The following is a 23,880-nucleotide window of genomic DNA, read 5'->3' as shown; positions in this document are numbered from 1 at the left end:
TGGCTTACTTCAGGTTCTCTTCGAACAGCTTGAGGATGCGCTTGTACTGGTCCAGCCAGGAATCGGCACGCACATAGCCGTGGCGTTCCAGCGGGTACGGCGCGATCGACCAGTTGTCCTTGTGCAGCTCGATCAGCTTCTGGGTGAGGTTGACCGAGTCCTGGAAGAACACGTTGTCGTCCATCATCCCGTGCGCGATCAGCAGGTGGTCCTGCAGGCCGTCGGCGTACTCGATCGGCGAGGACTTGCGGTACGCCTCCGGGTCGATGTCCGGGGTGTTGAGGATGTTGGCGGTGTAGCCGTGGTTGTACTGGTGCCAATCAACCACCGGACGCAGCGCGGCGCCGGCCTTGAACGTGCCCGGCGAGCGGAACAGCGCCATGAAGGTCATGAAGCCGCCGTAGGAACCGCCGTAGATGCCGGCGTGGTCACGGTCGCCCTGCTTGGTGGCGACCAGCCAGTCCAGGCCGTCCTTGTAATCCTCCAGTTCCGGGTGGCCCATGTTGCGGTAGATCGCCGTGCGCCAGTCACGGCCGTAGCCGGCGCTGCCGCGGTAATCCATGTCCAGCACTACGTAGCCCTTCTGCACCAGCAGGTTGTGGAACATCTGCTCGCGGAAGTAGGCCGGGTACTGCTGGTGCACGTTCTGCAGGTAACCGGCGCCGTGCACGAACATGGCGATCGGGTACTGCTTGCCCGGCTCGAACGTCTCCGGGCCGTAGTACTTGGCCCACACCACGCCGGCGCCATGCTTGGACGGCACCTGCACCAGCTTGGGCTGGATCCACTCGCGCGCCTTGAACTCGGCCGTGCGGGTGTCGGTCAGCACCTTGGCCTGGCCACCGGCGGCGGGCACCACGGCCAGCTGGGTCGGCAGGTAGGCGCCGGAGTAACGCACCAGCAGCTGCTGGCCGTCCGGGGACAGCGAGAAGTCTTCCACGCCGTTGAGCGCGGTCAGCTCACGCACCTGCTTGCTGGCGGTGTCGACCGCGCAGACTTCGTAGTCGCCCGGCGACTGCTGGTTGCACAGGAAGTAGAAGCCGCGGCCGTCGGCGCTGGGCACCGGCATCGAGGTTTCCCACTTGCCGCCGGTCAGCGCCTGCGGCTTGGCCGTGCCCTGCTGGGTGTACAGGTGCGAGTAGCCGGATTCTTCGGACAGCAGCCACAGCGTGCGGTTGTCGTTGGACCAGCCGAAATCGTTGAAGCTCCAGTTGATCCAGGCGCTGTCGGTCAGGCGATGGCGCGTCTCCAGCTTGCCGCTGGTCGGGGTCACGCTGGTGATCCAGCGGTCCTTGTTGTCGTTGGCGCGCAGCATGATCGCGGCCTGCTCGCCATCGGCGCTCCAGCGAATGCCGGGCGCGCCGGGGCCGCCGAGTACTTCCACCGGGCGATTGCCTTTCAGCGCGTCCTTGCCGGCGGCCTTGCGCAGCGCGGCCAGCGGATCGGTGGCGATGCCCGGCAGGCCGTCCAGCGACAGCGGCTTGACCGTGCCGGCGACGGCATCGACCAGCCACAGCGCATTCGGCTCCGGATCATTGCGGCCCACGCGGGTGCGGGTGTCCTCGAACTCTTCGTAACCCGATTCGGTCACGTACTTGGGCATCTTGCCGCCGCGGCCTTCATCGAAGCTCTTCGGCTTGGTGACCACGATCAGGGTGCGCGCATCGGGCGAGAGCACGCTGTCGATGATCTCCACATCGGCGCCCAGATACACCGGACCCGGCGCACGGGTGCCGTCGGCACGGCGCCAGCTGGCTTCCTGGGCCTTGAGCGCCTCGCGCTGGGCGCGATCGTTGCGCAGCGTGGCCAGGGTGCGCAGCTGCTGCTCGCGCAGGGTGTCGGCCTTGGGTGCGTCGTCCGGGTTCTTTTCGGCCTTCAGGCTGGCGACCTGCTGCACGCCGGCGGCGGCCGTCCAATGGAACCAGTTCTGGCCGGTGCGCCAGATCACGCCGCCGTCGCGGGCGAAATTGACCGCGCCGGACTTCTCGGTGCTGCGGGTGAGCTGGGTCAGCGCGCCACTACGCAGGTCGCGCACGAACACATCGCCATTGCGCACGAACGCCGAGCGCTGGCGCGCGCTGTCGTAGACGGGGCTGTCCACATCCAGGGTGCCGCGCTGGTCATCGCCAACCTGCGCCGCCACGCCACCGGCGACCGGCTGGCGGAAGGTGTCGCGCACCGGGCTGCCAGTGCGCTTGAGCTGGTACTCCACCTGCTGGCTGTTCCACGACCACCAGGCGCTCTCGACCGGCGGACCGATCCAGTCCGGGTCGGCCATGGCCTGCTCGATGGTGATCGGCGTCGGCGCCGCATGGGCAGCGCCGCCAAGGGCGGCGAGCAGCAGCAGGGACAAAGGCAGCGTTCTGGGCATTGCGGGCGGCACCAATGAGGAAAACCCGGCAAGCGTAGCAGCCGCAAGGACTGCGGGAAGGGGCCACAGGTCATGGCAGCGTGCCGTGGCCGGGATCGGCAAAGTCGTCCGCCCCGGACGCTGCCCCGTGCGCGGGGTGAGGTGATCCCGACACGCGGCCTCGGGAACCCGGCCTTGCGCTGTCTTGCTTGGCTGCGTGCAGCGTGTCGCCGCGTCGACAGCCCGCAACCGGCTCTCTACGGTGGCCGTGACCCCCGGGGATCCAAGGGGGACATCCAATTCAAGGAGCGATTCGATGTTCAAGACGATCACCCGCCTGACCGTGCTGGCCGGCGCCGTGTTGGCGCTAGGGGCGTGCAGCAATCCCCGCGAGGCAAGCAAAGCCAACTTCACCCGTGCCATCCAGGCCTACCTGGATGGGCAGAATGGGCTCTGTGTCCCGCTGCCGGCCAACGAGGTCCCCTTCACCCTGCCCGACCAGGACCTGTTCCCGCAGAACAAGGCCCGTGCCGACGCGCTGGTCCAGGCCGGCCTGCTGGCCGCACAGCCGACCGGGATGAAGCCGGGCTTCGGCAGCGGCACCCGCCCCGCCACCGAGTACCGGGCCACGACGCTCGGCCAGACCTTCCTGGACACCCAGGCCCCGAAAACCCTGATCCAGCGCGCCGCGTTCTGCAGCGGGACGTACCGGGTGCAGGAGGTCACCAACTTCACCGAGCCGGGCGAGCTGATGGGGGTCAAGCTCTCGCACGTGGAGTACACCTATACGGTCAAGGACGGCGCCGACTGGACGCGTTCGGAGGCCCTGGGCACTGCCTATCCTGAATTGGCCAAGCACTCCCAGGACCGCGTGGCCGCCAAGGCCACCTTGATCCTCACCCATGATGGCTGGGTGCACGAGAGCCAGTTCAAGCGCTGAGCATCTGGCAGGCGGCGGGCGCTAACGACGCCGCCTGCGACAAAGTGAAGCAGCGCGTCACCGGGTCGCATGTGCCTTTCACGGATACAGGCCCAGACTGGTGCGGATTTCAGAAGCCAGTCGGAGGCGTCTCTTGGACGCGTTGTTGTTGTCCCGGATCCAGTTCGGGTTCGTCATCAGTTTCCACGTGCTGTTCCCGGCCTTCACGATCGGCACGGCCAGCTGGCTGGCCTTTGTCGAATCGCGCTGGCTGCGCACCGGCAATCCGGTCTGGCGCGAGCTGTATTTCTTCTGGCAGAAGATCTTCGCCGTGTCCTTCGGCATGGGCGTGGTCAGCGGCATCGTCATGGCCTTCCAGTTCGGCACCAACTGGCCGCGGCTGAGCGAGGTCGCCGGTACGGTAATTGGCCCGCTGCTGACCTATGAAGTGCTCACCGCGTTCTTCCTGGAAGCCAGCTTCCTGGGCGTGATGATGTTCGGCTGGGGCAAGGTCTCGCCGCGGCTGCATTTCTTCTCCACCTGCATGGTGGCGCTGGGCACGCTGGTCTCAACGTTCTGGATCCTGTCCTCCAACAGTTGGCTGCAGACGCCGGCCGGCTACGAAATCATCGACGGCATCGTGCACCCTCAGAACTGGTGGCACGTGGTGTTCAATCCGTCCTTCCCTTACCGCCTGGCACACATGGCGCTGGGTTCGTTCATCACCACCTGCTTTGTGATCGGTGGCGTGGGCGCGTGGTACCTGCGCAAGGACGTGCACCGTGAAGCCGGACGCAAGATGCTGCTGGCCGCGGTGGGCTTTGCCGCGCTGACGGTGCCGGTGCAGATTTTCGTCGGCGACATGCATGGCCTGAACACGTTGAAGCACCAGCCGATGAAGATCGCGGCGATGGAAGCGCACTGGCATTCCGAAGGCGAGGGCAAGGGCGTGCCGCTGGTGGTGTTCGCGGTACCCAATGAAAAGGCCGAACGCAATGACTATGAAATCGCGATCCCGCGCCTGGGCAGCCTGATCCTCACCCACTCGCTGGATGGCACCTTCGATCCGCTGACCTCGGTGCCTGCCAGCGATCGGCCGCCGGTGGTCCCGGTGTTCTTCGCATTCCGGGTGATGGTCGGGCTGGGCACGCTGATGCTGCTGCTGGCCTGGGTCTCGGCGTTCCAGTGGTGGCGCGGCAAACTGCTGCAGTCGCGCTGGTTGATCCGCGGCTGGAACTGGATGCTGCCCAGCGGCTTCATCGCGCTGATTTCCGGCTGGTTTGTGACCGAGATGGGCCGGCAACCGTGGGTGGTCTATGGCGTACTGCGTACCGCCGACGCCGTCGGTCCGCAGAGTGCGTGGATGACCGCGCTGTCGCTGGGCGTGTACATCGTCGGCTATGCGTTCGTGTTCGGCTGGGGCATCTGGTACCTGGTGAAGATCATCCGCACCGGTCCCAAGCCGCATGAGCCGGCACCGAAGCTGGATGCCGGCAGCCATACCCCGGCGCGGCCGCTGTCCGGTGCCGATGAACCGCTGGAGGAGCGCTGAGATGGAGATGACGACCTGGTTGCCGGTTGCGTGGTTCGCGGTGATCGGCTTTGGTGTGCTGATGTACGTGGTGCTCGATGGCTTCGTGCTCGGCATCGGCATCCTCGCGCCCATGGCCGAGGATGAAGAACAGCTCGACATCATGATGAACACCGCCGCGCCCATCTGGGACGGCAACGAAACCTGGCTGGTGCTGGGCGGGGCCGGGCTGATGGCGGCCTTCCCGAAGGCCTATGCCGCGCTGCTGTCGGCGCTGTACCTGCCGGTCCTGTTGCTGGTGGTGGCGCTGGTGTTCCGCGGCGTGGCCTTCGAATTCCGCTTCAAGGCACACCGCTCGCGCAAGTTGTGGAGCGTGGCGTTCGGCCTGGGTTCGCTGCTGGCCGCCTTCGCGCAGGGCGTGATCCTCGGCGCGCTCGTGCAGGGCCTTCAGGTCGTGGATGGCCGTTACGTGGGCGGCGCCTTCAGCTGGTTCAGCCCGTTCTCGATGCTGACCGGCGCAGCGGTGGTGTTCGGTTACGCTCTGCTGGGCAGCACCTGGTTGATCCTCAAGACCGAGGGCCGCGAGCAGACCTTCGCGCGCACCTTGACTCGCCCGCTGGTGGTCGCCGTGATCGTGTTCATGGGCCTGGTCAGCGCGTGGCTGCCGTTCCTGGATTCGCGCCTGATGGCACGCTGGTTCAGCGATGGCAACTTCTGGTGGCTCTCGCCGGTGCCGTTGCTGACCTTGGCGGTCGCCACGGCGCTGTGGCGCAGCGCGATGCATCCCAAGCGCGACCTGCCGCCGTTCCTGTTGACGCTGGCCCTGTTCGTGCTCGGCTTCATCGGCCTGGTGCTGGGCATGTGGCCCTACCTGCTGCCGCCGAGCATGACGTTGTGGCAGGCGGCCGCACCGGCCTCGTCGCTGAGCTTCAGTCTGGTCGGGCTGGTGATCCTGCTGCCGGTGATCCTGGGCTACACGGCGTGGTCGTACCGGGTGTTCCGCGGCAAGGTGCGGGCGGATGTGGGGTATCACTGAGGAAAGCGCGGTGGCTATTCCCGGTTCCGTGTGGGCGAGGGCGGTCAGACCCTGCCCGGACGCGCCGTAAACCCATCCATGCTCGTGAGCGGCATCCATGCCGCTCCAACGGTCCCGGCAGGGTCTGACCGCCCTCGCCCGGCAGAGTCTGCGTCGTCGGTTGGAAGAAGCCAACCGTAAAAGAAGGGTCAAGGGCAGCCAATTCAACAGCAGCCGACCAGCGGTCGGCTCTACCAGAGCCAGAGCCAGAGCCACAGCGAGAGATCGCCTTATTCATCAAGAAAAAGTGTCAGGCAACCGATCGGGCGCCGTCTGCTTTTGATGTTACCCATGCGCACCAGCCAACTGTCGAAGGGGCGGTGTGGGTGGGGTGGCGGGACCATGTGTTGCCATGGATGGCAACACATGAGCTTACATGGACGTACTTGCAGCGGGTCCCGACACCCCACCCACGCCGACCCAGCCCAGGTACGACCGGAAAACCAAGGCTTTTGGCTCAGCCGTGCAGCCCCTCGATCTCCACCAGCAACTCCGCCCGACACACCTCCGCATGCAGCACCACGAACGGCGGTGCCGTCGGCAGCGCCGCCATCTGCGCAGCCACCGCGCCCATGTCCTGCGCGCGCCGCACATACACCTTCAGCAACGACCCCGCTCCCAGCACCGGTGACAACGACGGCCGCTGACCGCGCGCCGTATCCACCAGACTCTGCAGATTCGTCAGCGTCTCCCGCAACTGCTCATCCACCGCCCCGGTGTGCTGGGACACATGGCCGACGATGGCCGCCGTCCCGGACTGCAGCAAGGGCAGGCCGGTGGCCAGCGGCGGCAGCAGCGCCCGCGAAAAACTCGGCGACTGCGGCCCGTACTGGCGTGGGTAGCGGAACGCGCTGACCTGGCGCGGATTCTCCAGCGGCTGGCCCGGCTCGCGTGCCGCCAGCCAATACACCTGCAGGCGGCGCTCCCCGTCGAAGCGACCAATGCAGGTCGCCGCCGGCAGCGCGGCCTCGTCCAGTTCGCGCAGGCCCCGCACGCGGCCCACGCAGAAACGCCGATACCGTTCCTGATCGCCGTCGCCCTCGGTCACCGCGTCCAGGTAGTTCCAGGTCCGCAGCAGATGCGGATAGCCGCAGCGCGCCAGGAACGCACTCATCCGGGCGTAGGCCTCGGCCGCGGCCGACTCGATGTCGCTGTCGAGCTCGTCGATCTCCAGCACCCCGAACAGCACGCTGTCGTTGTGCGACCAGCGGACCCCATCGGTGATGCCGTGCTCGACCGGTGTGCCGCCGCGCCAGACCTCGATCTGCGCCGGGCCCTGTTCGGCCAGCGGCACCTGCAGCCAGCGCGGGTCGTCCGGCGCGAGGGGGGCAAGGCCGAAGCCGAACACGGCCAGCGTCTGCGGGTCGGCCAGCGCGGCATCGCGCTGCGCGGCCGGGACGTACGCGACACGGAACAACGCGGGTCCGGAGAAAGGGGAAGCGACTGCCGGGGCCGTTGCGTTGTCGATCGTGTTGCTCATTTCAGAATGTGAATGCAGCCAGTGCGGAGAGTGTCATGATAGCGTGCGCTCCTTTCCCGGCGCCGCCACCGGTGCCAGGCGATGTCGACGGCCTTCTCCTGGTACCCATCCATCATGTTGGCGGGAATGATTGAGTTTTCTGTAATCGATTGGGCGGCGTGGGCGCCGGGCATCACCACTCACGCGCAGTGGCAGGCGTGGGCGAGGGCCCCTTGGCTGCCGACCGGTGAAGACACCCCCGCGTTGTCCGAAGTGCCCGCCATGCAGCGACGTCGCATCGAGCGGCTCGGACGCATGGCGATCCAGACCGCCTGCTGGTGCGAGCAGCCCGAGGACGGTGGCCGGGTGCCGCTGGTGTTTGCCTCGCGGCACGGCGACGTGGCCCGCTCGATGGAGTTGCTCAACACCCTGAGTGCCGACCAGCCGATGTCGCCGACCGGCTTCGGCCTGTCGGTGCACAACGCGATCGCCGCGTTGTACTCGATCGCCCGCGGCCATCGGGGCAACTATCTGGCCCTCGCGGCTGGCCGGGCCACGGTGGAAACGGCCTGCGTGGAGGCCTTCGGGCTGCTCGCCGATGGTGCGCCGGAGGTGCGGCTGGTGGTGTACGAGTCGCCGCTGCCGCCGATCTATGCCGGCTTCGCCGACGAGCCCGACCCCTTCTTCGCCTGGTGCTGGCGGCTCGGGCCGGCCGGCGGTCCGGGTACCCGACTGTCGCTGGGCTGGGGTGCCGGCGGCGGGGATCGTCCCTCCGATGGTCTGCCGCATGGCCTTGAAGCGCTGCGCTTCCTGCTGGCGGGGTCGCCTTCGCTGAGCCTGGATGCCGACGGCCAGCACTGGAGCTGGCAGCGCCATGGCTGAGCGCTGGCCGGCCCGGATCAACCGTGCCTGGCGGGTGCTGGGCACGGGGCTGAGCTTTGCCGCCTTCGGGATCGGGGGGCTGGTCCTGGGCGGGATGCTGTTCCTGTCCCTGTTGCTGGTCCGCGACCCGGTACGCCGGCGCGTGCTGGCGCGGCGCCTGGTCCAGGCCGGTTTCGCTACCCATGTCGTCCTGATGCGCCGGCTGGGGCTGATGACCTACGAGATCCGCGGGGGGGAGCGCCTGCAGCGCAACGGCCTGCTGATCCTGGCCAACCATCCGACCCTGATCGATGTGGTGCTGCTGATCGCCCAGCTGCCCAATGCCGACTGCGTGGTCAAGCAGGCCGTGGCCCGCAACCCCTTCATGCGCGGCCCGGTCCGTGCCGCCGGTTATGTGTCCAATGATGATGGGGCCGGGCTGGTGGACGACTGCATCGCCGCGGTCCAGGCCGGCGGCAACCTGGTGATCTTCCCGGAAGGGACCCGCACCGTGCCCGGGCAGCCGCTGCGCCTGCAGCGCGGCGCGGCCAACATCGCGGTGCGGGGCCGGCTGGACATCACCCCGGTGCGCATCACCTGCACTCCGCCGACCCTGACCAAGGACCAGAAATGGTATCGTGTGCCATCACGGCGATTTCACGTTCAGCTGGAAGTCGGGGAGGATCTCCCGATTGCCCCGTTTCTGAACGAGACCGGCGATGCGCCCAGGGGGGATGCCTTGGCGGCCAGGCGTGTGACCGATCATCTTGCCCATTACTTCGACTTCGCTGGAGACCCGACCCGTGCAGGCACTTGAGCACGAGATCAAGGAATTGATCATTTCATCGCTTTCACTGGAAGACATCTCTCCCGAAGACATCGATTCCACCGCGCCCCTGTTTGTAGAGGGGCTGGGCCTGGATTCGATCGACGCGCTGGAACTTGGATTGGCCCTGCAGAAAAAGTACGGTGTCAGCCTGTCAGCCGATTCGGAAGAGACCCGTCGCCATTTCTCCAGCGTGCGTGCCCTGAGCGAGTTTGTCGCCGCACGCCAGCCGTCCTAACGGCGCGTCAGGATTTACCCATGACCAAGAACGAACTTTTCGAGCGCATCGTCAAGATCCTCAAGGACAGCTTTGAGATCGAGCCGAGCCGCATCACGCCTGCCGCGCGGCTGTACGACGACCTGGACATCGACAGCATCGACGCGGTCGACCTGATCGTGCAGCTCAAGCCGCTGCTCGGCCGCAATCTGCAGCCGGAGGCCTTCAAGCAGGTGCGCACCGTGCAGGACATCGTGGATGTGGTGCACGGGCTGTTGCCCGGTCAAGCGGCCGCCTGACGGCCATCGCTGAAGACTGACCATGGTCCGGGTACGCGTCGCGGCGTTTGCGTTGCTGTCGCTGGCATACCCGCTGGTGGTCTACCTGTCGCTGGGCCGGTTCGAGCCGCGCTGGTTGTCGCTGCTGCTGTTCACCTTGGCCGCGCTGCGCGCGCTGACCACCCGCCAGGCGGTGTGGTGGGTGGCCGCGCTCGGTGCCGGCGTGCTCGCGCTGGTCGCCACGGCCTTCAACGAGGCGCTGCCGCTGAAGCTGTACCCGGCGCTGGTGAATGCGGTGATGCTGGTGATCTTCGCCACCAGCCTGCGCTTCGGCCCCAGTGCGGTGGAGCGCCTGGCGCGGCTGAGCGAGCCGGACCTGCCGCCGTTCGCCGTGATCTATACCCGCCGCGTCACCTGGATCTGGTGCGGCTTCTTTGTTCTCAACGGAAGTCTGGCCCTGGCCACGGCGCTGTGGGCGTCCAACCAGGTCTGGGCGTTCTACAACGGATTGTTGGCGTACGTGATGATGGGTGCTCTGTTTGGTGGGGAATGGCTGGTCCGGCGACGGGTCAAGGCGGCGCATGCGCATGGCTGAGTGGATCGCACTGGACCGGCTGGCGCTGGTCCCGCACCCGGGCCGCATCGTCGGCATCGCCGGCGACACCGTGGTGGAGCATCCGCAGTTCCGCGCGCAGGTGCTGAGGTGGCAGCAGGCCTTCGCACGCGCGCCCGGCACCGACTGGGCGCTGTATTTCGATGACACGCTCACTTTCGCCGCCGCCCTGCTGGGGGCGTGGCATGCCGGCAAGCGCGTGTTCCTCGGTGGCGACAACCTGCCGGCCACGCTGGAGGGATTGAGCCCGCGCGTGGCCGGTTTTGCGGGTGACGTGCCGGCGCGCTATGCGCCGCTGCAGCCGGATCCGGAGGTCGATCCCGCCGGGGTGCTGCAACCGCTGGATGAAGCGGCACCGGCGCTGGTGGTGTTCACCTCCGGCAGCACCGGTGCGCCGAGCGCGATCGTCAAGCGCATCCGCCAGCTGACCCGCGAGGTGGATGCGTTGCAGGCCGCCTTCGGCGAGCAGATGGACGGCGCGCAGGTCCAGGGCACGGTCTCGCACCAGCACATCTACGGCCTGCTGTTCCGCGTGCTGTGGCCGCTGGTGGCTGGCCGCGCGATCCAGCCGCGCCGGTTTTTCCATGAGGATCTGGTCAGCGCACTGGGCGGCCAGCCGTCGGTGCTGGTAGCGACCCCGGCCCACCTCAAACGGTTGCCCGAACAGCTGGACTGGTCCTCGCTGGGCGGCCAGCTGCGTGCGGTGTTCTCCTCCGGCGGCCCGCTGCCGAGCGAGGCGGCGCTGCAGGTCCGCGCCCTGATGGGGGTGGCCCCGACCGAAGTGTTCGGCAGTAGCGAGACCGGGGGCGTGGCCTGGCGCCGCTGGAGTGCCGAGCAGCCGCAGTGGCATCCGCTGCCGGGCGTTGCCTGGCGGATCGACGACGGTTGCCTGGCGGTGCGCTCGCCGCACCTGGACAGCGAGGACTGGTGGTTGACCCAGGACCGCGCGGTGGCCGATGACGGCCACAGCTTCCGGCTGCTCGGCCGCGCCGACCGCATCGTCAAGATCGAAGAGCGCCGCGTCTCACTGGACGCCCTCGAACAGCAGCTGCGTGTGCACCCGGCGGTGCAGGACGTGCGCGTGCTGGTGCTGCCGGGCGCGCGCGAACAGCTGGCCGCCGTGGTGGTACCGCAGGCGACGGGCGCCGCGCAGTGGGATGACGCTGAGCGCCGCCGCCAGACGCAGCAGCTGAGCGCCCATCTGGCCCGCAGCCATGACGCCGTGACCCGGCCACGCCGCTGGCGCTTCATCGACGAACTGCCGTTCAACGCGCAGGGCAAGGTCACCGCCGCGGCATTGGCCGCGCTGTTCCGTCCATCGATGCCCACGGCCGAGTGGCAGCAGCGCGATGACACCACCGCGTCGCTGCAGTTCGTGCTGGATCCGGACCTGGTCGCGTTCGATGGCCACTTCCCGCAGGCGAAGATCCTGCCCGGCGTGGTCCAGCTGGACTGGGCAATCCACTACGGCCGCAGCGCATTCACGATGCCGCCGCGGTTCCTGCGCATGGACGCGGTCAAGTTCCAGCACGTGGCCCGCCCGGGCGACTGCCTGCAGCTGAGCCTGGGCTGGGATGCGGCCAAATCGGCGATGAGCTTCCGCTACGTCTCCGAGCATGGCGTGCACGCCAGCGGCCGGGTGGTGTTTGGTGATGCATGATGACCCCGGTGACGGAATGAGCAGATCGGCCTTCGCCCCGCTGGTGGTGATCCCGGTGTACGACCACGCGCATGCGATCGGTGCGGTGGTGCAGGGCGTGCTGGCCAGTGGGCAGCCGTGCCTGCTGGTCGACGATGGCTCGCACCGTGAGTGCGCGCAGGTGCTTGATGCGCTGGCCAGGGAGCACGCACCGCAGGTGACCCTGCTGCGGCTGGCGGTGAACCAGGGCAAGGGGGGCGCGATGCTGGCCGGCTTCGCCGAAGCCGCGCGCCTGGGCTACAGCCACGTGCTGCAGATCGATGCCGACGGCCAGCACGAGACCGCTGATATCCCCCGTTTCGTCGCGCTGTCGCAGGCGCAGCCGGCGGCGGTGATCTGCGGTATCCCGAGTTATGACGCCAGCGTGCCCAAGGCGCGCCTGTACGGCCGCTATGCCACGCATATCTGGGTCTGGATCAACACGCTGTCGCTGCAGATCCGCGACTCGATGTGCGGCTTCCGCCTGTATCCGCTGGCCCCGGTGATCCGCCTGATGGGCGAGGAAACCATCGGCCGGCGCATGGATTTCGACAGTGAAATCCTGGTGCGGCTGTTCTGGCGTGGGGTGAAGGTGATCAGTGTGCCGACCGCTGTCACCTATCCCAGCGACGGCGTCTCGCACTTCGATGTGTGGCGCGACAACGTGCGCATCAGCCGCATGCATGCGCGCCTGTTCTTCGGGATGCTGTGGCGCGCGCCGCGACTGCTGTGGCAGCGCATCGCGGGGCCAGGCGCATGACCACGCCCGCCCCCGGAAGCGCCCCGCACTGGGCCGACATCGGCGAGTCCACCTCGGCCGCTGGCGTGCTGTTCCTGTGCTGGGTGCACCGCTGGTTCGGCCGCTGGCCGTTCCGGCTGTGCGTGTATCCGGTGGTGCTCTGCCACTGGTTGAGCAACCGGGTCGCGCGCGAATCGTCGCTGCAGTACCTGGAGCGGCTGCAGGCCCATACCGGCGTGTTCGCCTCGGCACCTGGGCGCTGGCAGAGCCTGAAGCACTTCGCGCTGTTTGCCGACACCATGCTCGACAAGCTGCTCGGCCTGGGCGGCCGCTATCCGCCCGAGCACATCTATCTGCAGCGCGACCTGGTGCTGGACAAGATCGCGCGCCGCGAAGGCGGGCTCATCCTCACCGCGCACATCGGCTGTCTGGAGCTGTGCCAGGTATTGGCCGAGCGGGTACCGGGCTTCCACATCACCGTGCTGGTCCACACCGCGCACGCGCAGCGCTTCAACCGCCTGATGCAGCGGCTCGATCCGCTGGCCTCGGTGGAGCTGCTGCAGGTCACCGACATGGGCCCGGCCACCGCAGTCGAGCTGCAGCGCCGGGTCGAAGCGGGTGGATTCGTGGCCATCGTCGGCGACCGCGTGCCGCTGCGTGGCGGCCGCACCGTGCCCGCCCCATTCCTCGGCCACACCGCGCAGTTCCCGATCGGCGCCTATGTACTGGCCGCGGCGCTGTCCTGCCCGGTCTACACCATGGCCTGCCTGCATCACGGCCGTGGCTACCAGGTGCGCTTTGAACACTTCACCGACCGCATCGTGTTGCCGCGCGGTTCGCGTGACGCCGCGCTGACCGCGCAGGCTGAACATTTCGCCCGGTGGCTGGAAGTTCAGGTCACCCAGGCACCCTTGGACTGGTTCAATTTCTTCCCCTTCTGGGATCAGGCATCTCATGGCAAGTAAGGCCGATCAGGCACCCTCCGTCCGCTTCGGCGATGCGCCGCTGACCATCGAAGACGTGGTCGCGCTGTCGCAGCGCCAGGCCCAGGCCGTGGTCACCGACGATGCCGCGTTCACCGCGCGCATCCAGCGCGGCGCGGACTTCCTCGATCGCCTGCTGCGCGAAGATGGCGTCATCTACGGGGTGACCACCGGCTACGGTGATTCGTGCACGGTGAACATTCCGCCGGCGCTGGTGGCCGAACTGCCGCACCACCTGTTCACCTACCACGGCTGTGGCCTGGGCCGTTTCCTGGACCCCCAGGAAACCCGTGCAGTGATCGCCGCTCGCCTGGCTTCGCTGGTGCGCGGCATGTCCGGGGTCAGCCACCCGCTGCTGCAGGGCCTGGCCACGCTGCTGCGGCATGACGTGCTGCCGCTGATTCCGGCCGAAGGCTCGGTCGGCGCCAGTGGCGATCTCACCCCGCTGTCCTACGTGGCCGCGGTACTGTGCGGCGAGCGCGAGGTGATGTACCAGGGCGCGCGCCGCCCGGCGGCCGACGTGCTGTCCGATATCGGCATGACTCCGCTTCGGCTACGCCCCAAGGAGGGCCTGGCGATCATGAACGGCACGGCCGTGATGACGGCGCTGGCCTGCCTGGCGTACGACCGCGCCGACTACCTGACCAGGCTTGCCACGCGCCTGACCGCCTTCAACGTGCTGGCCAGTGACGGCAACGCCCATCATTTCGACGAAATGCTGTTCGCTGCCAAGCCGCACCCGGGGCAGAGCCGGATCGCTGCGCGCCTGCGCCAGGACCTGCACAGTGACCGGCCGCCGCGCAACGAACAGCGCCTGCAGGACCGTTACTCCCTGCGCTGCGCCCCGCATGTGATCGGCGTGGTGCAGGACGCACTGCCGTTCTTCCGCCAGCTGATCGAAACCGAACTCAACAGTGCCAACGATAACCCGCTGATCGATGTCGACGGTGAGCGCATCCTGCATGGTGGCCACTTCTACGGGGGACACATCGCTTTCGCGATGGACGCGCTGAAGAACACCATCGCCAATCTGGCCGACCTGCTTGACCGGCAGATGGCGCTGGTGGTGGATGCACGCTTCAACCACGGCCTGCCGGCCAATCTGTCGGCCGCCACCGGCGAGCGTGCGGCGATCAACCATGGCCTGAAGGCGCTGCAGATCAGTGTCTCGGCGTGGACCGCCGAAGCGCTCAAGCAGACCATGCCGGCCTCGGTGTTCTCGCGTTCCACCGAATGCCACAACCAGGACAAGGTCAGCATGGGCACCATTGCCGCCCGCGACTGCCTGCGTGTGATCGAGCTGACCGAGCAGGTCGTGGCGGCGTTGCTGATCACCGCCCGCCAGGGCGTGGCGCTGCGTGAGCGCGTGGGCATGAAGGCCACGCTGCACGGCGATCTGGCTGCGATGTACCAGGACCTGTCCGAGCGCATCGCCCTGATCGAGGAAGACCGCGCGCTGGATGGCGAGCTGCGCGCCCTGCTGGACGATATCCGCGCACAGCGCTGGGAGCTGTATGTCCACGAATGATCTGAGCTTCGAGGTGGCGCTGTCGCCGGCCTTCCATGACTGCGATGCGATGCAGGTGGTCTGGCACGGCAACTACTTCAAGTACTTCGAGATCGCGCGTTGCGCCCTGCTGCAGCGCCACGACTACGACTACCCGCAGATGCGCGATTCCGGATACCTGTGGCCGGTGGTCGATGCGCGGGTGAAGTACATCCGCCCGCTGCTGTACGGCCAGGCACTGCGCGTGCGCGCCACGATCACCGAGTGGGAAAACCGCCTGAAGATCGCCTACGAAATCGTGGATGCGGACAGCGGTACCACGCTGACCCGCGCCCATACCATCCAGGTCGCGGTCGACGCGGCCACCAATGAAATGCTCTACCTGTGCCCGCCGGTGCTGTGGGAGCGTCTGGGAGTGCAACCGCAATGAACCGTTTCCTGCGCACGCTGTGTGCACTGGTGATGCTGGCCATGGTCGCCCCGGTGTTCGCCGCCACCGATGTGGAGGCAATCAAGCAGCGCGTGGCCAAGGTCGACGTGCTGCGCGGCGAGTTCACCCAGGAGAAGCAGGTCGCCGGGTTCAAGAACCCGTTGCGCTCGCAGGGCCGCTTCGTGCTGGCCCAAGACCACGGGGTGGTCTGGACCACGCTCAAGCCTTTCCCCTCCGAGGTGGTGGTCACCCGTGACCGCATCCTCAGCCGGCAAAGCGATGGCAGCAGCCGGGTCGAACTGGATGGCCGCCAGCAGCCGGCGATGCGCTCGGTCAACGCGATCATGTTCGCGCTGATGAGCGGCGATGCGCAGGCGCTGTCGGCGCAGTTCACGGTCAAGGTGGAAGTGTTGCCCGGCAATGCCTGGCGCATGCAGCTGACGCCGCGCTCGGCGATGCTCGGCAAGGTGTTCGCGCAGCTCACCCTGAGCGGTGACCGCTACGTGCGCGAGGTGCAGATCAACGAGGCCAACCAGGATGTCACCCGCATCCACTTTGCCGGCATGAGCGATACGCCGGCGGCGTTGAGCGCCGACGAGGGCCGCAAGTTTGAATGACGTGCTGACGTCCAACGGCCGCCTGCAGCGCCTCTGGCGCTGGCTGGCCATTGCCTGGCTGCTGGTGCTGATCGGCCTGGGCGTGCAGCAATGGCAGTTGTGGAAGAGCGAATCGCGGATCGACACCGACATCCTCGCGCTGTTGCCGCAGGACGCGCATGACCGCCTGCTGTCCGATGTCACCCGCCGCATCGCCGATGCCAATGCGCGCCAGATCGTGGTGCTGCTGGGCAGCACCGATGCGGCACAAACCAAGGCAGCCGAGGCCGCGTTCCGCGATGCCATCAAGGTGGAGCGGGGCGCTGCCCCCCTGCTCCAGGAAAGCGGCTCGATCGAGGGCTGGTTCGATCGGGCACGGGCGTTTTACGCACCGTATCGCGACCGCCTGCTGACCAGTGCACAGCGCGAGCGGCTGCAGAGCGAACCCACCGACGGCCTGGCCGAGTCGGCACTGGCGGCGCTGTACGGCCCGATGGGCGCGCCGCGCCTGACCGAGTGGCGCCAGGATCCGCTCTCGCTGTGGCCGCAGTGGTGGCAGGAGCGCGCGCTGGGTTCGGGCCTGCAGATGGGCGATGACGGGCTGCTGGAAGCCGATGGGAAGCACTGGTCGATCGTGCAGTACGACACGGTCGGCTCGGCGTTCCAGCTCGATGGCGAGCGCCATATCGACCTGCTGCTGGACACCGCCGCCGCGGCCGCCACGACGCAGGCGCCGGGTCTGGAAGTGCTGCGTGCCGGTGTGCCGCTGCACGCTGAAGCGGCGGCCGTGCAGGCCAACTGGGAGATCAATACGATCGGTTGGGGGTCGCTGGCCGCAGTATTGCTGCTGGTATGGCTGGCGTTCCGTTCGCTGCGCCCGATCCTGCTGGTGGCCGCCTCGCTGCTGATCGGCTGTGGCGTCGCGCTGGCGGTGACGGTGCTGGTGTTCGGCAAGGTGCATGTGCTGACGCTGGTGTTTGGTGCCTCGCTGGTGGGCGTGGCCGAGGATTACGGCATCCACTGGTTCGCCTCGCGCCAGGCCGAACCGGCGGACCGCCGCTGGAAGCTGCTGCGGCACCTGCTGCCCGGCCTGTGGCTGGCGCTGTTGACCAGTGCACTGGCCTATCTCGCGCTGGGCCTGGCGCCGTTCCCGGGGCTGCGCCAGATGGCGCTGTTCTCGGTGGTCGGCCTGGCCGCCGCGTTCCTGACCGTGATCTTCTGGTTCCCATGGCTGGATGGCGGCGAGATCCGCCGCACCGGGTTTTCCCGGTGGCTGGGCGCCACGTTGGAGCGTTGGCCGCGCCTGCATGGACGCAGTGCCGCGCTTTTCCTGGGCATGGTGACGGTGCTCTCGGCGATCGGCATCGCCCGCCTGCAGACCAATGATGACCTGCGCAGCCTGCAGTCATCGCCGCCGGACCTGATCGCCCAGCAGATCCGCATCAGCCAGATGCTGGGCATGCCCAGCCCGGCCCAGTTCTATCTGGTCCAGGGCGATACCGCCGAACAGGTGCTGGAGCGCGAAGAGGCATTGATCGATCGCCTGCGCGTGCTGGAAGCGGACAAGCAGATCGGTGGCTATCGTGCGATCAGCGACTGGCTGCCCTCGCAGCAGCGCCAACATGCCGATGCGGCCCTGACTGCCAAGGTCGAGCCGCAGGTGCTGGCACGGGTCGGTGCGGCGGTGGGTGAGCCACTGCTGCGCCCGGCCTATGCTGCGCACGACCTGCAGGCCGAGGCCTTCCTTGCCTCGCCCGCGGCGATGCCGTTCCGACATCTGTGGCTGGGCACGGTCGGGCAGGGCGTGGCGTCGGTGGTGATGGTCGATGACCTCTCGCGTGCCGATGCGCTGGCGCTGCTGGAAGCACAGGCCAAGGGCATCGATGGTGTGCGCTGGGTGGACCGGACCGCCGATTTCTCGCAGCTGCTCAAGCATTACCGCAAGTTGATGAGCGGGCTGCTGTTGATCGGGATCGCGCTGGTGTTTGCGGTGCTGTTCTGGCGCTACCGCGGCCAGGCCTGGCGCGTGCTCGCCCCGACCCTGATCGCCGGCGCACTGACACTGGCGCTGCTGGGGCTGTTCGGCCAGCCACTGCAACTGTTCAACGTCCTGGCGCTGATGCTGCTGCTCGGCATGGGTATCGACTATGGCATCTTCCTGATCGAACACCGCGGCGATGCCAGTGCCTGGCTCGCGGTCTGCGTGGGCGCTGCAAGCACCTGGTTGTCGTTCGGCCTGCTCGGCCTGTCGGCCACGCCGGCGCTGCGCGCCTTCGGGTTGACCCTGTTGTTCGGCATCGGCCTGGTCTGGCTGATCTCGCCGCTGTTCCGCCCGCCACCGCACGACGCACCGCACTGAGCGACCGCGTTTTCCCTCTCATGATCTGATCAAGGATGTATCGATGAACCCGCAGGTGGAACGTACTGAAATCCTCGTCATCGGCGCCGGCCCGGCCGGCTCCGTGGCGGCGGCGATGCTGCGCCGCCAGGGGCGCCAGGTGCTGATCCTGGAGCGCCAGGCGTTCCCGCGGTTCTCCATCGGCGAGAGCCTGCTGCCGCAGAGCATGGAATACATCGAGGCGGCCGGGCTGCTGCAGGATGTGGTGCAGGCCGGCTTCCAGTACAAGAACGGTGCGGCGTTCGTGCGTGGCGAGGCGACCACCGAGTTTGATTTCCGCGACAAGTTCTCGCCGGGCTGGGGCACCACCTACCAGGTGCAGCGCGCCGACTTCGATGACGTGCTGGCGCGCGGTGCTGAGCGCATGGGCGCTACGCTGCGCTTCGGTGATGAGGTGCTGTCCGTGCAGCCCGGGCGTCCGGCGCAGGTGCAGGTGCGCCGGCCCGATGGCCGTGAGTACACCATCGAGGCCGGTTTCATTCTCGACGCCAGCGGCTTCGCCCGGTTGCTGCCGCGCCTGCTGAACCTGGAGTCGCCGTCGAACTTCCCGGTGCGCGGTGCGATCTTCTGCCATGTGCGCGACCACATTCCGGCTGGCGCGGGCTTTGACCGCAACAAGATCCTGATCACCACCCATCCCGAGCACGTGGACGTGTGGTACTGGACGATTCCGTTCTCCAACGGCTGCTGTTCGCTGGGCGTGGTGGCCGAGCCGAGCTTCTTCGCGCGCTACCCGGGCAACGATCTGGAGAAGCTGCAGGCCATCGTCGGTGAGGATCCCAACCTGGCCCGCCTGCTCGGGAACGCCGAATGGGCGGTGCTGCCGGTGCGCACCATCACCGGGTACTCGGCCAATGTCTCCTCGTTGTGGGGCGAAGGCTATGCCCTGCTCGGCAACGCCGGCGAGTTCCTCGATCCGGTGTTTTCCTCGGGGGTGACCATCGCGTTCAAATCGGCCCAGCTGGCCAGCGATTGCCTGGCCCGCGAGCACGCCGGTGAGACGGTGGACTGGGAACAGGACTTCTCGGTGCCGCTGCGCGCCGGGGTGAAAACCTTCCGGCGCTTCGTCGAGGCCTGGTATGCCGGTGGCTTCCAGAAGATCATCTACCATCCCGATCCGCAGCCGGAGGTGCGCCGCATGATCTCCTCGATCCTGGCCGGCTATGCCTGGGATACCAACAATCCGTACGTTGCCGACGCCAGCGGCCGGCGCCTGCGCGTGCTGGAGGAACTGTGCAGCGCCTGATCCTGACCCTGTTGTTGGGCCTGCTGCTGGCCGCATGCGCCAGCACCCGCATGCCCACGCCGCTGGTACAGCTGCCCACGCTGCAGCTGGCGCCCTCGGCATTGCCGCAGCCGGTGCAGCTGCAGCAGCGCCTGCAGTTCCGCTTCGGTAGTCATGAGCGCGAGCTGGATGCCCTGTTGGAGGTGGATGCCGAACAAGTGCGGCTGGCGGTGCAGGCGATGGGCCAGACCGGCGTGCGCATGGTCTGGGACGGGCAGCATCTGGAGCAGACCCGGGCGCCGTGGCTGCCGCCGCAGGTACGCGGCGAGCGCGTGCTCGACGACCTGCAGTTCGCGTTATGGCCGGCCACGGCGATCCGTGCAGCGCTGCCGGACGGCTGGAGCCTGCAGGAAACCGACGGCGTGCGCAGTCTGGTCCAGGGCGGCACCCCCTGGCTGGTGCGCGAGACATTGCCCGATGGTCGCGTGCGGCTGCGCAACCTGGCCGAGGGCTACGAACTGGTGATCGAATCAATGGACATGGGGCAGGGCCAAGAGTGAGCAGCAGCGCGGTCTATCTCAACGAGCTGGGCGTGATCTGCGCACTGGGGGCCGACCGCGCCCAGGTGCGCGAGGGCCTGTTCGCGGCGCATCCCGGCGGGCTGCACGACAACGACACCCTCCTGCCCGGCCGCACACTGGCGCTGGGCGAGGTGCAGGCGCCGCTGCCGGACCTGGCCGACCTGCCGGTGGCCCTGCGCGGCCGCAACAACGGCCTGCTGGACGCTGCGCTTGGCCAGATCCGCGAGGCCGTCGATGCCGCCGTCGCCCGTTTTGGTACCGAGCGCGTGGCGGTGATCATCGGTACCAGCACCTCGGGCATCGGCGAGTCGGAGCACGCACTGCGCACCTATCATCGCGATGGCGTGTGGCCGGCGGATTTCCATTACGCCCAGCAGGAAATGGGCACCGCCGCGCGCTTCGTGCGTGAGCGGATCGGCTGCACCGGCCCGTCCTGGACGATCTCCACCGCCTGCTCGTCCAGCGCCAAGGCGTTGATGTCCGCCGCACGCCTGCTGCGCGCCGGCGTGGTCGATGCGGTGGTCGCCGGTGGGGCGGACTCGGTGTGCCGCTTCACCGTGGCCGGGTTCAGCGCGCTGGAGTCGGTCTCGGCGGTGCGCTGCAATCCCTTCTCGGTAAACCGCAGCGGCATCAACATCGGCGAAGGCGCCGCGCTGTTCCTGATGACCCGCGAGCCGGGCCCGGTGCGCCTGTCCGGCTGGGGCGAATCGTCCGATGCCCACCACATGTCCGCGCCTGACCCGCAGGGACGGGGCGCGATCGATGCCATGCAGCAGGCGCTGGACCGGGCTGGGCTGGATCCGGCGCAGATCGACTACGTGAACCTGCACGGCACCGCCACCGGTCACAACGATGCGATGGAAAGCCAGGCGGTCGCCGCGGTGCTGGGTACGCAGGTGCCGGCCAGCTCGACCAAGCCGCTGACCGGGCACACGCTCGGCGCCTCCGGCGCGATCGAGGCGGCGCTGTGCTGGATGACCCTGGCCGACAACCCCGACCAGCAGCTGCCCACCCACTGGTGGGACGGGCAGGCCGATGACGCCTTGCCGGCGCTGGCCCTGGTGGCACCGGGCACGTGCGCTGCGCAACCGCTGCAGCACGTGCTCAGCCATTCGTTCGCCTTCGGCGGCAGCAACGCCGTGCTGGCACTGGCGCGAGGATGAGCATGCCGCTGCCCGATGACATCGATGCGGTGCTCCCGCACCGCGACAGCATGCGCCTGATCCACCGCGTGGTGGCCTGGCAGGACGAGTCCATCGCCGTTGAGGTGGACGTGCCCGCGCAGGGGCTGTTCTGCACACCTGACGGCGTGCCGGCCTGGGTCGGGGTGGAGTACATGGCGCAGGCGATCGCCGCCTGGGCCGGGTGCCGCGCACGCCACGCCGGCCGCGCGCCGTCGATCGGCTTCCTGCTCGGCACCCGCCGCTACACCGCCCACCAGCCGTTCTTCGCCGCCGGCAGCTGCCTGCGGGTGGAGGCGAACTGCGAGCTGTTGGGCGAGAATGGCCTGGGCATGTTCGCCTGCCGGATCCTGGCGGGCGATATCGAAATGGCGGTTGCCAACGTCTCCGTGTTTGAACCCACGGACGCGATGGCCTATCTGGAGAGTGGAGAGGCATGACAGGGAATCTGACCGTGCTGGTGACCGGCGCCAGCCGTGGCATCGGCCGTGCCGTGGCGCTGCGTTGCGCGCGCGACGGCTTCGATGTGGTGGTGCATTGCCGCAGCCGCATCGAGGAAGCGCAGGCCGTGGTGGCCGAGATCCAGGCGCTGGGCCGGCAGGCCCGGGTGCTCATGTTCGACGTGAGCGACCGCGATGCCGCGCGTACCGCGCTGGAAGCGGACATCGCCGCGCACGGCACATATTACGGGGTTGTCTGCAATGCCGGCATCGCCCGCGATGGCGCCTTCCCGGCGATGCCGGCCGAGGATTGGGATGCGGTCATCCACACCAACCTGGACAGCTTCTACAACGTGCTGCATCCGCTGGTGATGCCGCTGGTGCGCCGGCGCAAGCCCGGCCGCATCGTCACCTTGTCCTCGGTCTCCGGCCTGGTCGGCAACCGCGGCCAGACCAACTACAGCGCGGCCAAGGCCGGCATCATCGGCGCCACCAAGGCGCTGGCGCTGGAACTGGCCAGCCGCGCGATCACGGTCAACTGCGTGGCCCCCGGGCTGATCGAGACCGAGATGGTCAACGAAGAAGTGGTCGAGCACGCGCTCAAGCTGATTCCCGCCAACCGCCTGGGCCAGCCGGAGGAGGTCGCCGCCGCGGTCTCGTTCCTGCTCTCCGAATCGGCCGGCTACATCACCCGCCAGGTGATCTCGGTCAACGGAGGGATGGTCTGATGGCCCGGCCCGATCGTCGCGTGGTGGTCACCGGCGCGGCTGCCATCAGCCCGCTCGGGCAGGACTGGGCGAGCATCCATGCGCGCCTGCGGGCCAGGACCAATGCGGTGCGCTACATCCCCGAGTGGGAGGTCTTCGATGGCCTCAACACCCGCCTGGCCGCACCGGCCGAAGATGTCGAGCTGCCGTCCAACTACAACCGCAAGACCACCCGCAGCATGGGCAAGGTCGCGGTGATGTCGGTGCGCGCCACCGAACTGGCGCTGGAGGCGGCCGGCCTGCTCGGCCATCCGGTGCTGCGCAGTGGCATGGCCGGCGTAGCCTACGGGTCGTCCTCGGGCAGCCACGAGGCCACCGCCGAGTTCGGCCGGATGCTCCATGAGCACACCACCGAAGGCATCAGCGCCACCACCTACCTGAAGATGATGAGCCACACCTCACCGGTGAACATCGGCGTGTTCTTCGGCTTGTCCGGGCGGGTCTACACCACCTCCAGTGCCTGCACCTCGGGCAGCCAGGGCGTGGGCTCGGGCTATGAAGCGATCCGCAGCGGCAAACAGACCGTGATGGTCACCGGCGGTGCCGAGCAGCTCGACGCCACCGCCGCGGCGGTGTTCGACACCCTGTTCGCCACCAGCGTGCGCAACGACGCCCCGCAGACCACGCCCAGTCCGTTCGATGCGCACCGCGACGGCCTGGTGCTGGGCGAGGGCGCCTGCACGCTGATCCTGGAAGAGCTGGAGCATGCGCAGGCGCGCGGCGCCACGATCCTGGCCGAAGTGGTCGGCTACGGCACCAACAGCGACGGCCAGCACGTCACCCAGCCCAGCGCCGGCACCATGGCCCAGGCGATGCGGCTGGCGCTGGAGGATGCCGACCTGGCTGCCGACCGGATCGGCTACGTCAACGCGCATGGCACCGCCACCGAGCACGGCGACATCGCCGAAACCCAGGCCACCCACCAGGTGTTCGGCCCCGGCATGCCGATCAGCTCGCTCAAAAGCTATGTAGGCCACATGCTCGGTGCCTGCGGCGCGTTCGAGGCCTGGCTTAGCATCGAGATGATGCGCGAGGGCTGGTTCGCCCCGACCCTGAACCTGCACCAGGTCGACCCCCGCTGCGGCGCGCTGGATTACATCCAGGGTGACGGCCGTGTCCTGCAGACCGACTACGTCATGAGCAACAACTTCGCCTTCGGCGGCATCAACACCTCGTTGATCTTCCGCCGCTGGCAGGGCTGACCGCTGTTTTCGGCCAGCCCTGCG

General features: G+C 67.9%; 23 protein-coding genes. 21 read left to right on the top strand and 2 right to left on the bottom strand.

Annotated features, from left to right (window positions below; translation table 11 throughout):
• Positions 1 to 4: 4 nt before the first annotated feature.
• Positions 5 to 2,371, bottom strand: coding sequence for a S9 family peptidase (locus ACTT2I_RS17395; RefSeq protein ID WP_421098769.1), 2,367 nt, complete (start codon positions 2,369 to 2,371; stop codon positions 5 to 7).
• Positions 2,372 to 2,666: 295 nt separating this feature from the next.
• On the opposite strand from ACTT2I_RS17395, the gene ACTT2I_RS17390 reads away from it, so the two are divergent.
• From ACTT2I_RS17390 to cydB, 3 genes are all read left to right on the top strand, one after another.
• Positions 2,667 to 3,290 (top strand): hypothetical protein, encoded by a 624-nt coding sequence (locus ACTT2I_RS17390; protein WP_421098770.1) that lies wholly within the window; start codon positions 2,667 to 2,669, stop codon positions 3,288 to 3,290.
• Between the two features lie 133 nt (positions 3,291 to 3,423).
• On the top strand, positions 3,424 to 4,821 hold the full coding sequence (locus ACTT2I_RS17385) for a cytochrome ubiquinol oxidase subunit I (RefSeq protein ID WP_421098771.1): 1,398 nt from the start codon (positions 3,424 to 3,426) through the stop codon (positions 4,819 to 4,821).
• 1 nt (position 4,822) lies between these two features.
• Positions 4,823 to 5,836 (top strand): cytochrome d ubiquinol oxidase subunit II, encoded by a 1,014-nt coding sequence (gene cydB, locus ACTT2I_RS17380; RefSeq protein WP_176987818.1) that lies wholly within the window; start codon positions 4,823 to 4,825, stop codon positions 5,834 to 5,836.
• Positions 5,837 to 6,332: 496 nt separating this feature from the next.
• Here cydB and ACTT2I_RS17375 read toward each other — a convergent pair whose 3' ends face one another.
• Positions 6,333 to 7,292 carry a chorismate transformation enzyme, FkbO/Hyg5 family gene (locus tag ACTT2I_RS17375; RefSeq protein WP_421588848.1) on the bottom strand — a complete coding sequence of 320 codons (960 nt, stop codon included), beginning with the start codon at positions 7,290 to 7,292 and terminating at the stop codon, positions 6,333 to 6,335.
• A 189-nt stretch (positions 7,293 to 7,481) separates the two neighbouring features.
• Between ACTT2I_RS17375 and ACTT2I_RS17370 the strand changes: the two genes are divergently transcribed.
• Genes ACTT2I_RS17370 through ACTT2I_RS17285 form a run of 18 tightly spaced genes read left to right on the top strand, consistent with a single transcriptional unit; the run spans position 7,482 to position 23,856 of the window.
• Positions 7,482 to 8,216 (top strand): beta-ketoacyl synthase chain length factor, encoded by a 735-nt coding sequence (locus ACTT2I_RS17370; RefSeq protein ID WP_088433440.1) that lies wholly within the window; start codon positions 7,482 to 7,484, stop codon positions 8,214 to 8,216.
• Positions 8,209 to 9,012: a lysophospholipid acyltransferase family protein gene (locus ACTT2I_RS17365; protein WP_088433441.1), complete on the top strand. Its 804-nt coding sequence runs from the start codon at positions 8,209 to 8,211 to the stop codon at positions 9,010 to 9,012. The genes ACTT2I_RS17370 and ACTT2I_RS17365 overlap by 8 nt, the downstream gene beginning before the upstream one ends.
• A complete protein-coding gene (locus ACTT2I_RS17360; RefSeq protein ID WP_421098773.1) occupies positions 8,999 to 9,259 on the top strand; it encodes a phosphopantetheine-binding protein in 261 nt (86 codons plus the stop codon). Before ACTT2I_RS17365 ends, ACTT2I_RS17360 begins: the two co-directional genes overlap by 14 nt.
• Positions 9,260 to 9,279: 20 nt before the next feature.
• On the top strand, positions 9,280 to 9,537 hold the full coding sequence (locus ACTT2I_RS17355; RefSeq protein WP_019185496.1) for an acyl carrier protein: 258 nt from the start codon (positions 9,280 to 9,282) through the stop codon (positions 9,535 to 9,537).
• Between the two features lie 22 nt (positions 9,538 to 9,559).
• Positions 9,560 to 10,111 carry a hypothetical protein gene (locus ACTT2I_RS17350; protein ID WP_293980806.1) on the top strand — a complete coding sequence of 184 codons (552 nt, stop codon included), beginning with the start codon at positions 9,560 to 9,562 and terminating at the stop codon, positions 10,109 to 10,111.
• Complete coding sequence (locus tag ACTT2I_RS17345) at positions 10,104 to 11,789, top strand: AMP-binding protein (RefSeq protein WP_421098774.1); 1,686 nt, start codon at positions 10,104 to 10,106, stop codon at positions 11,787 to 11,789. Before ACTT2I_RS17350 ends, ACTT2I_RS17345 begins: the two co-directional genes overlap by 8 nt.
• Entirely contained in the window at positions 11,782 to 12,567 is a 786-nt protein-coding gene (locus ACTT2I_RS17340) for a glycosyltransferase family 2 protein (protein WP_293980802.1), read from the top strand. The genes ACTT2I_RS17345 and ACTT2I_RS17340 overlap by 8 nt, the downstream gene beginning before the upstream one ends.
• Positions 12,564 to 13,511: an LpxL/LpxP family acyltransferase gene (locus ACTT2I_RS17335; protein WP_293980800.1), complete on the top strand. Its 948-nt coding sequence runs from the start codon at positions 12,564 to 12,566 to the stop codon at positions 13,509 to 13,511. Before ACTT2I_RS17340 ends, ACTT2I_RS17335 begins: the two co-directional genes overlap by 4 nt.
• Positions 13,501 to 15,057 carry an HAL/PAL/TAL family ammonia-lyase gene (locus ACTT2I_RS17330; RefSeq protein WP_088433446.1) on the top strand — a complete coding sequence of 519 codons (1,557 nt, stop codon included), beginning with the start codon at positions 13,501 to 13,503 and terminating at the stop codon, positions 15,055 to 15,057. The genes ACTT2I_RS17335 and ACTT2I_RS17330 overlap by 11 nt, the downstream gene beginning before the upstream one ends.
• Positions 15,044 to 15,466, top strand: coding sequence for an acyl-CoA thioesterase (locus ACTT2I_RS17325; RefSeq protein WP_046272607.1), 423 nt, complete (start codon positions 15,044 to 15,046; stop codon positions 15,464 to 15,466). The genes ACTT2I_RS17330 and ACTT2I_RS17325 overlap by 14 nt, the downstream gene beginning before the upstream one ends.
• Positions 15,463 to 16,083 (top strand): outer membrane lipoprotein carrier protein LolA, encoded by a 621-nt coding sequence (locus tag ACTT2I_RS17320; protein ID WP_421098775.1) that lies wholly within the window; start codon positions 15,463 to 15,465, stop codon positions 16,081 to 16,083. Before ACTT2I_RS17325 ends, ACTT2I_RS17320 begins: the two co-directional genes overlap by 4 nt.
• Positions 16,076 to 18,421, top strand: coding sequence for an MMPL family transporter (locus ACTT2I_RS17315; RefSeq protein WP_421098776.1), 2,346 nt, complete (start codon positions 16,076 to 16,078; stop codon positions 18,419 to 18,421). The genes ACTT2I_RS17320 and ACTT2I_RS17315 overlap by 8 nt, the downstream gene beginning before the upstream one ends.
• A 43-nt stretch (positions 18,422 to 18,464) precedes the next feature.
• Positions 18,465 to 19,706, top strand: a complete 1,242-nt coding sequence (locus ACTT2I_RS17310; RefSeq protein WP_421098777.1) for an NAD(P)/FAD-dependent oxidoreductase — start codon at positions 18,465 to 18,467, stop codon at positions 19,704 to 19,706.
• A complete protein-coding gene (locus ACTT2I_RS17305; RefSeq protein WP_088433450.1) occupies positions 19,694 to 20,245 on the top strand; it encodes a DUF3261 domain-containing protein in 552 nt (183 codons plus the stop codon). Before ACTT2I_RS17310 ends, ACTT2I_RS17305 begins: the two co-directional genes overlap by 13 nt.
• A complete protein-coding gene (locus ACTT2I_RS17300) occupies positions 20,242 to 21,429 on the top strand; it encodes a beta-ketoacyl-[acyl-carrier-protein] synthase family protein (protein WP_421098778.1) in 1,188 nt (395 codons plus the stop codon). Before ACTT2I_RS17305 ends, ACTT2I_RS17300 begins: the two co-directional genes overlap by 4 nt.
• The gene (locus ACTT2I_RS17295; RefSeq protein ID WP_019185484.1) at positions 21,426 to 21,887 is read left to right on the top strand and encodes an ApeP family dehydratase; all 462 of its coding nucleotides are present in this window, start codon (positions 21,426 to 21,428) and stop codon (positions 21,885 to 21,887) included. Before ACTT2I_RS17300 ends, ACTT2I_RS17295 begins: the two co-directional genes overlap by 4 nt.
• The gene (fabG, locus tag ACTT2I_RS17290; protein WP_421098779.1) at positions 21,884 to 22,615 is read left to right on the top strand and encodes a 3-oxoacyl-ACP reductase FabG; all 732 of its coding nucleotides are present in this window, start codon (positions 21,884 to 21,886) and stop codon (positions 22,613 to 22,615) included. The genes ACTT2I_RS17295 and fabG overlap by 4 nt, the downstream gene beginning before the upstream one ends.
• The gene (locus tag ACTT2I_RS17285) at positions 22,615 to 23,856 is read left to right on the top strand and encodes a beta-ketoacyl-ACP synthase (RefSeq protein WP_088433453.1); all 1,242 of its coding nucleotides are present in this window, start codon (positions 22,615 to 22,617) and stop codon (positions 23,854 to 23,856) included. Before fabG ends, ACTT2I_RS17285 begins: the two co-directional genes overlap by 1 nt.
• Positions 23,857 to 23,880 lie beyond the last annotated feature (24 nt).

Source organism: Stenotrophomonas sp. PUT21, assembly GCF_052232875.1.
In the GTDB taxonomy this organism is placed as follows: domain Bacteria; phylum Pseudomonadota; class Gammaproteobacteria; order Xanthomonadales; family Xanthomonadaceae; genus Stenotrophomonas; species Stenotrophomonas maltophilia_N.
Note: the sequence above shows the minus strand (reverse complement) of the source record. Positions and strands in the feature narration are given on the sequence as shown.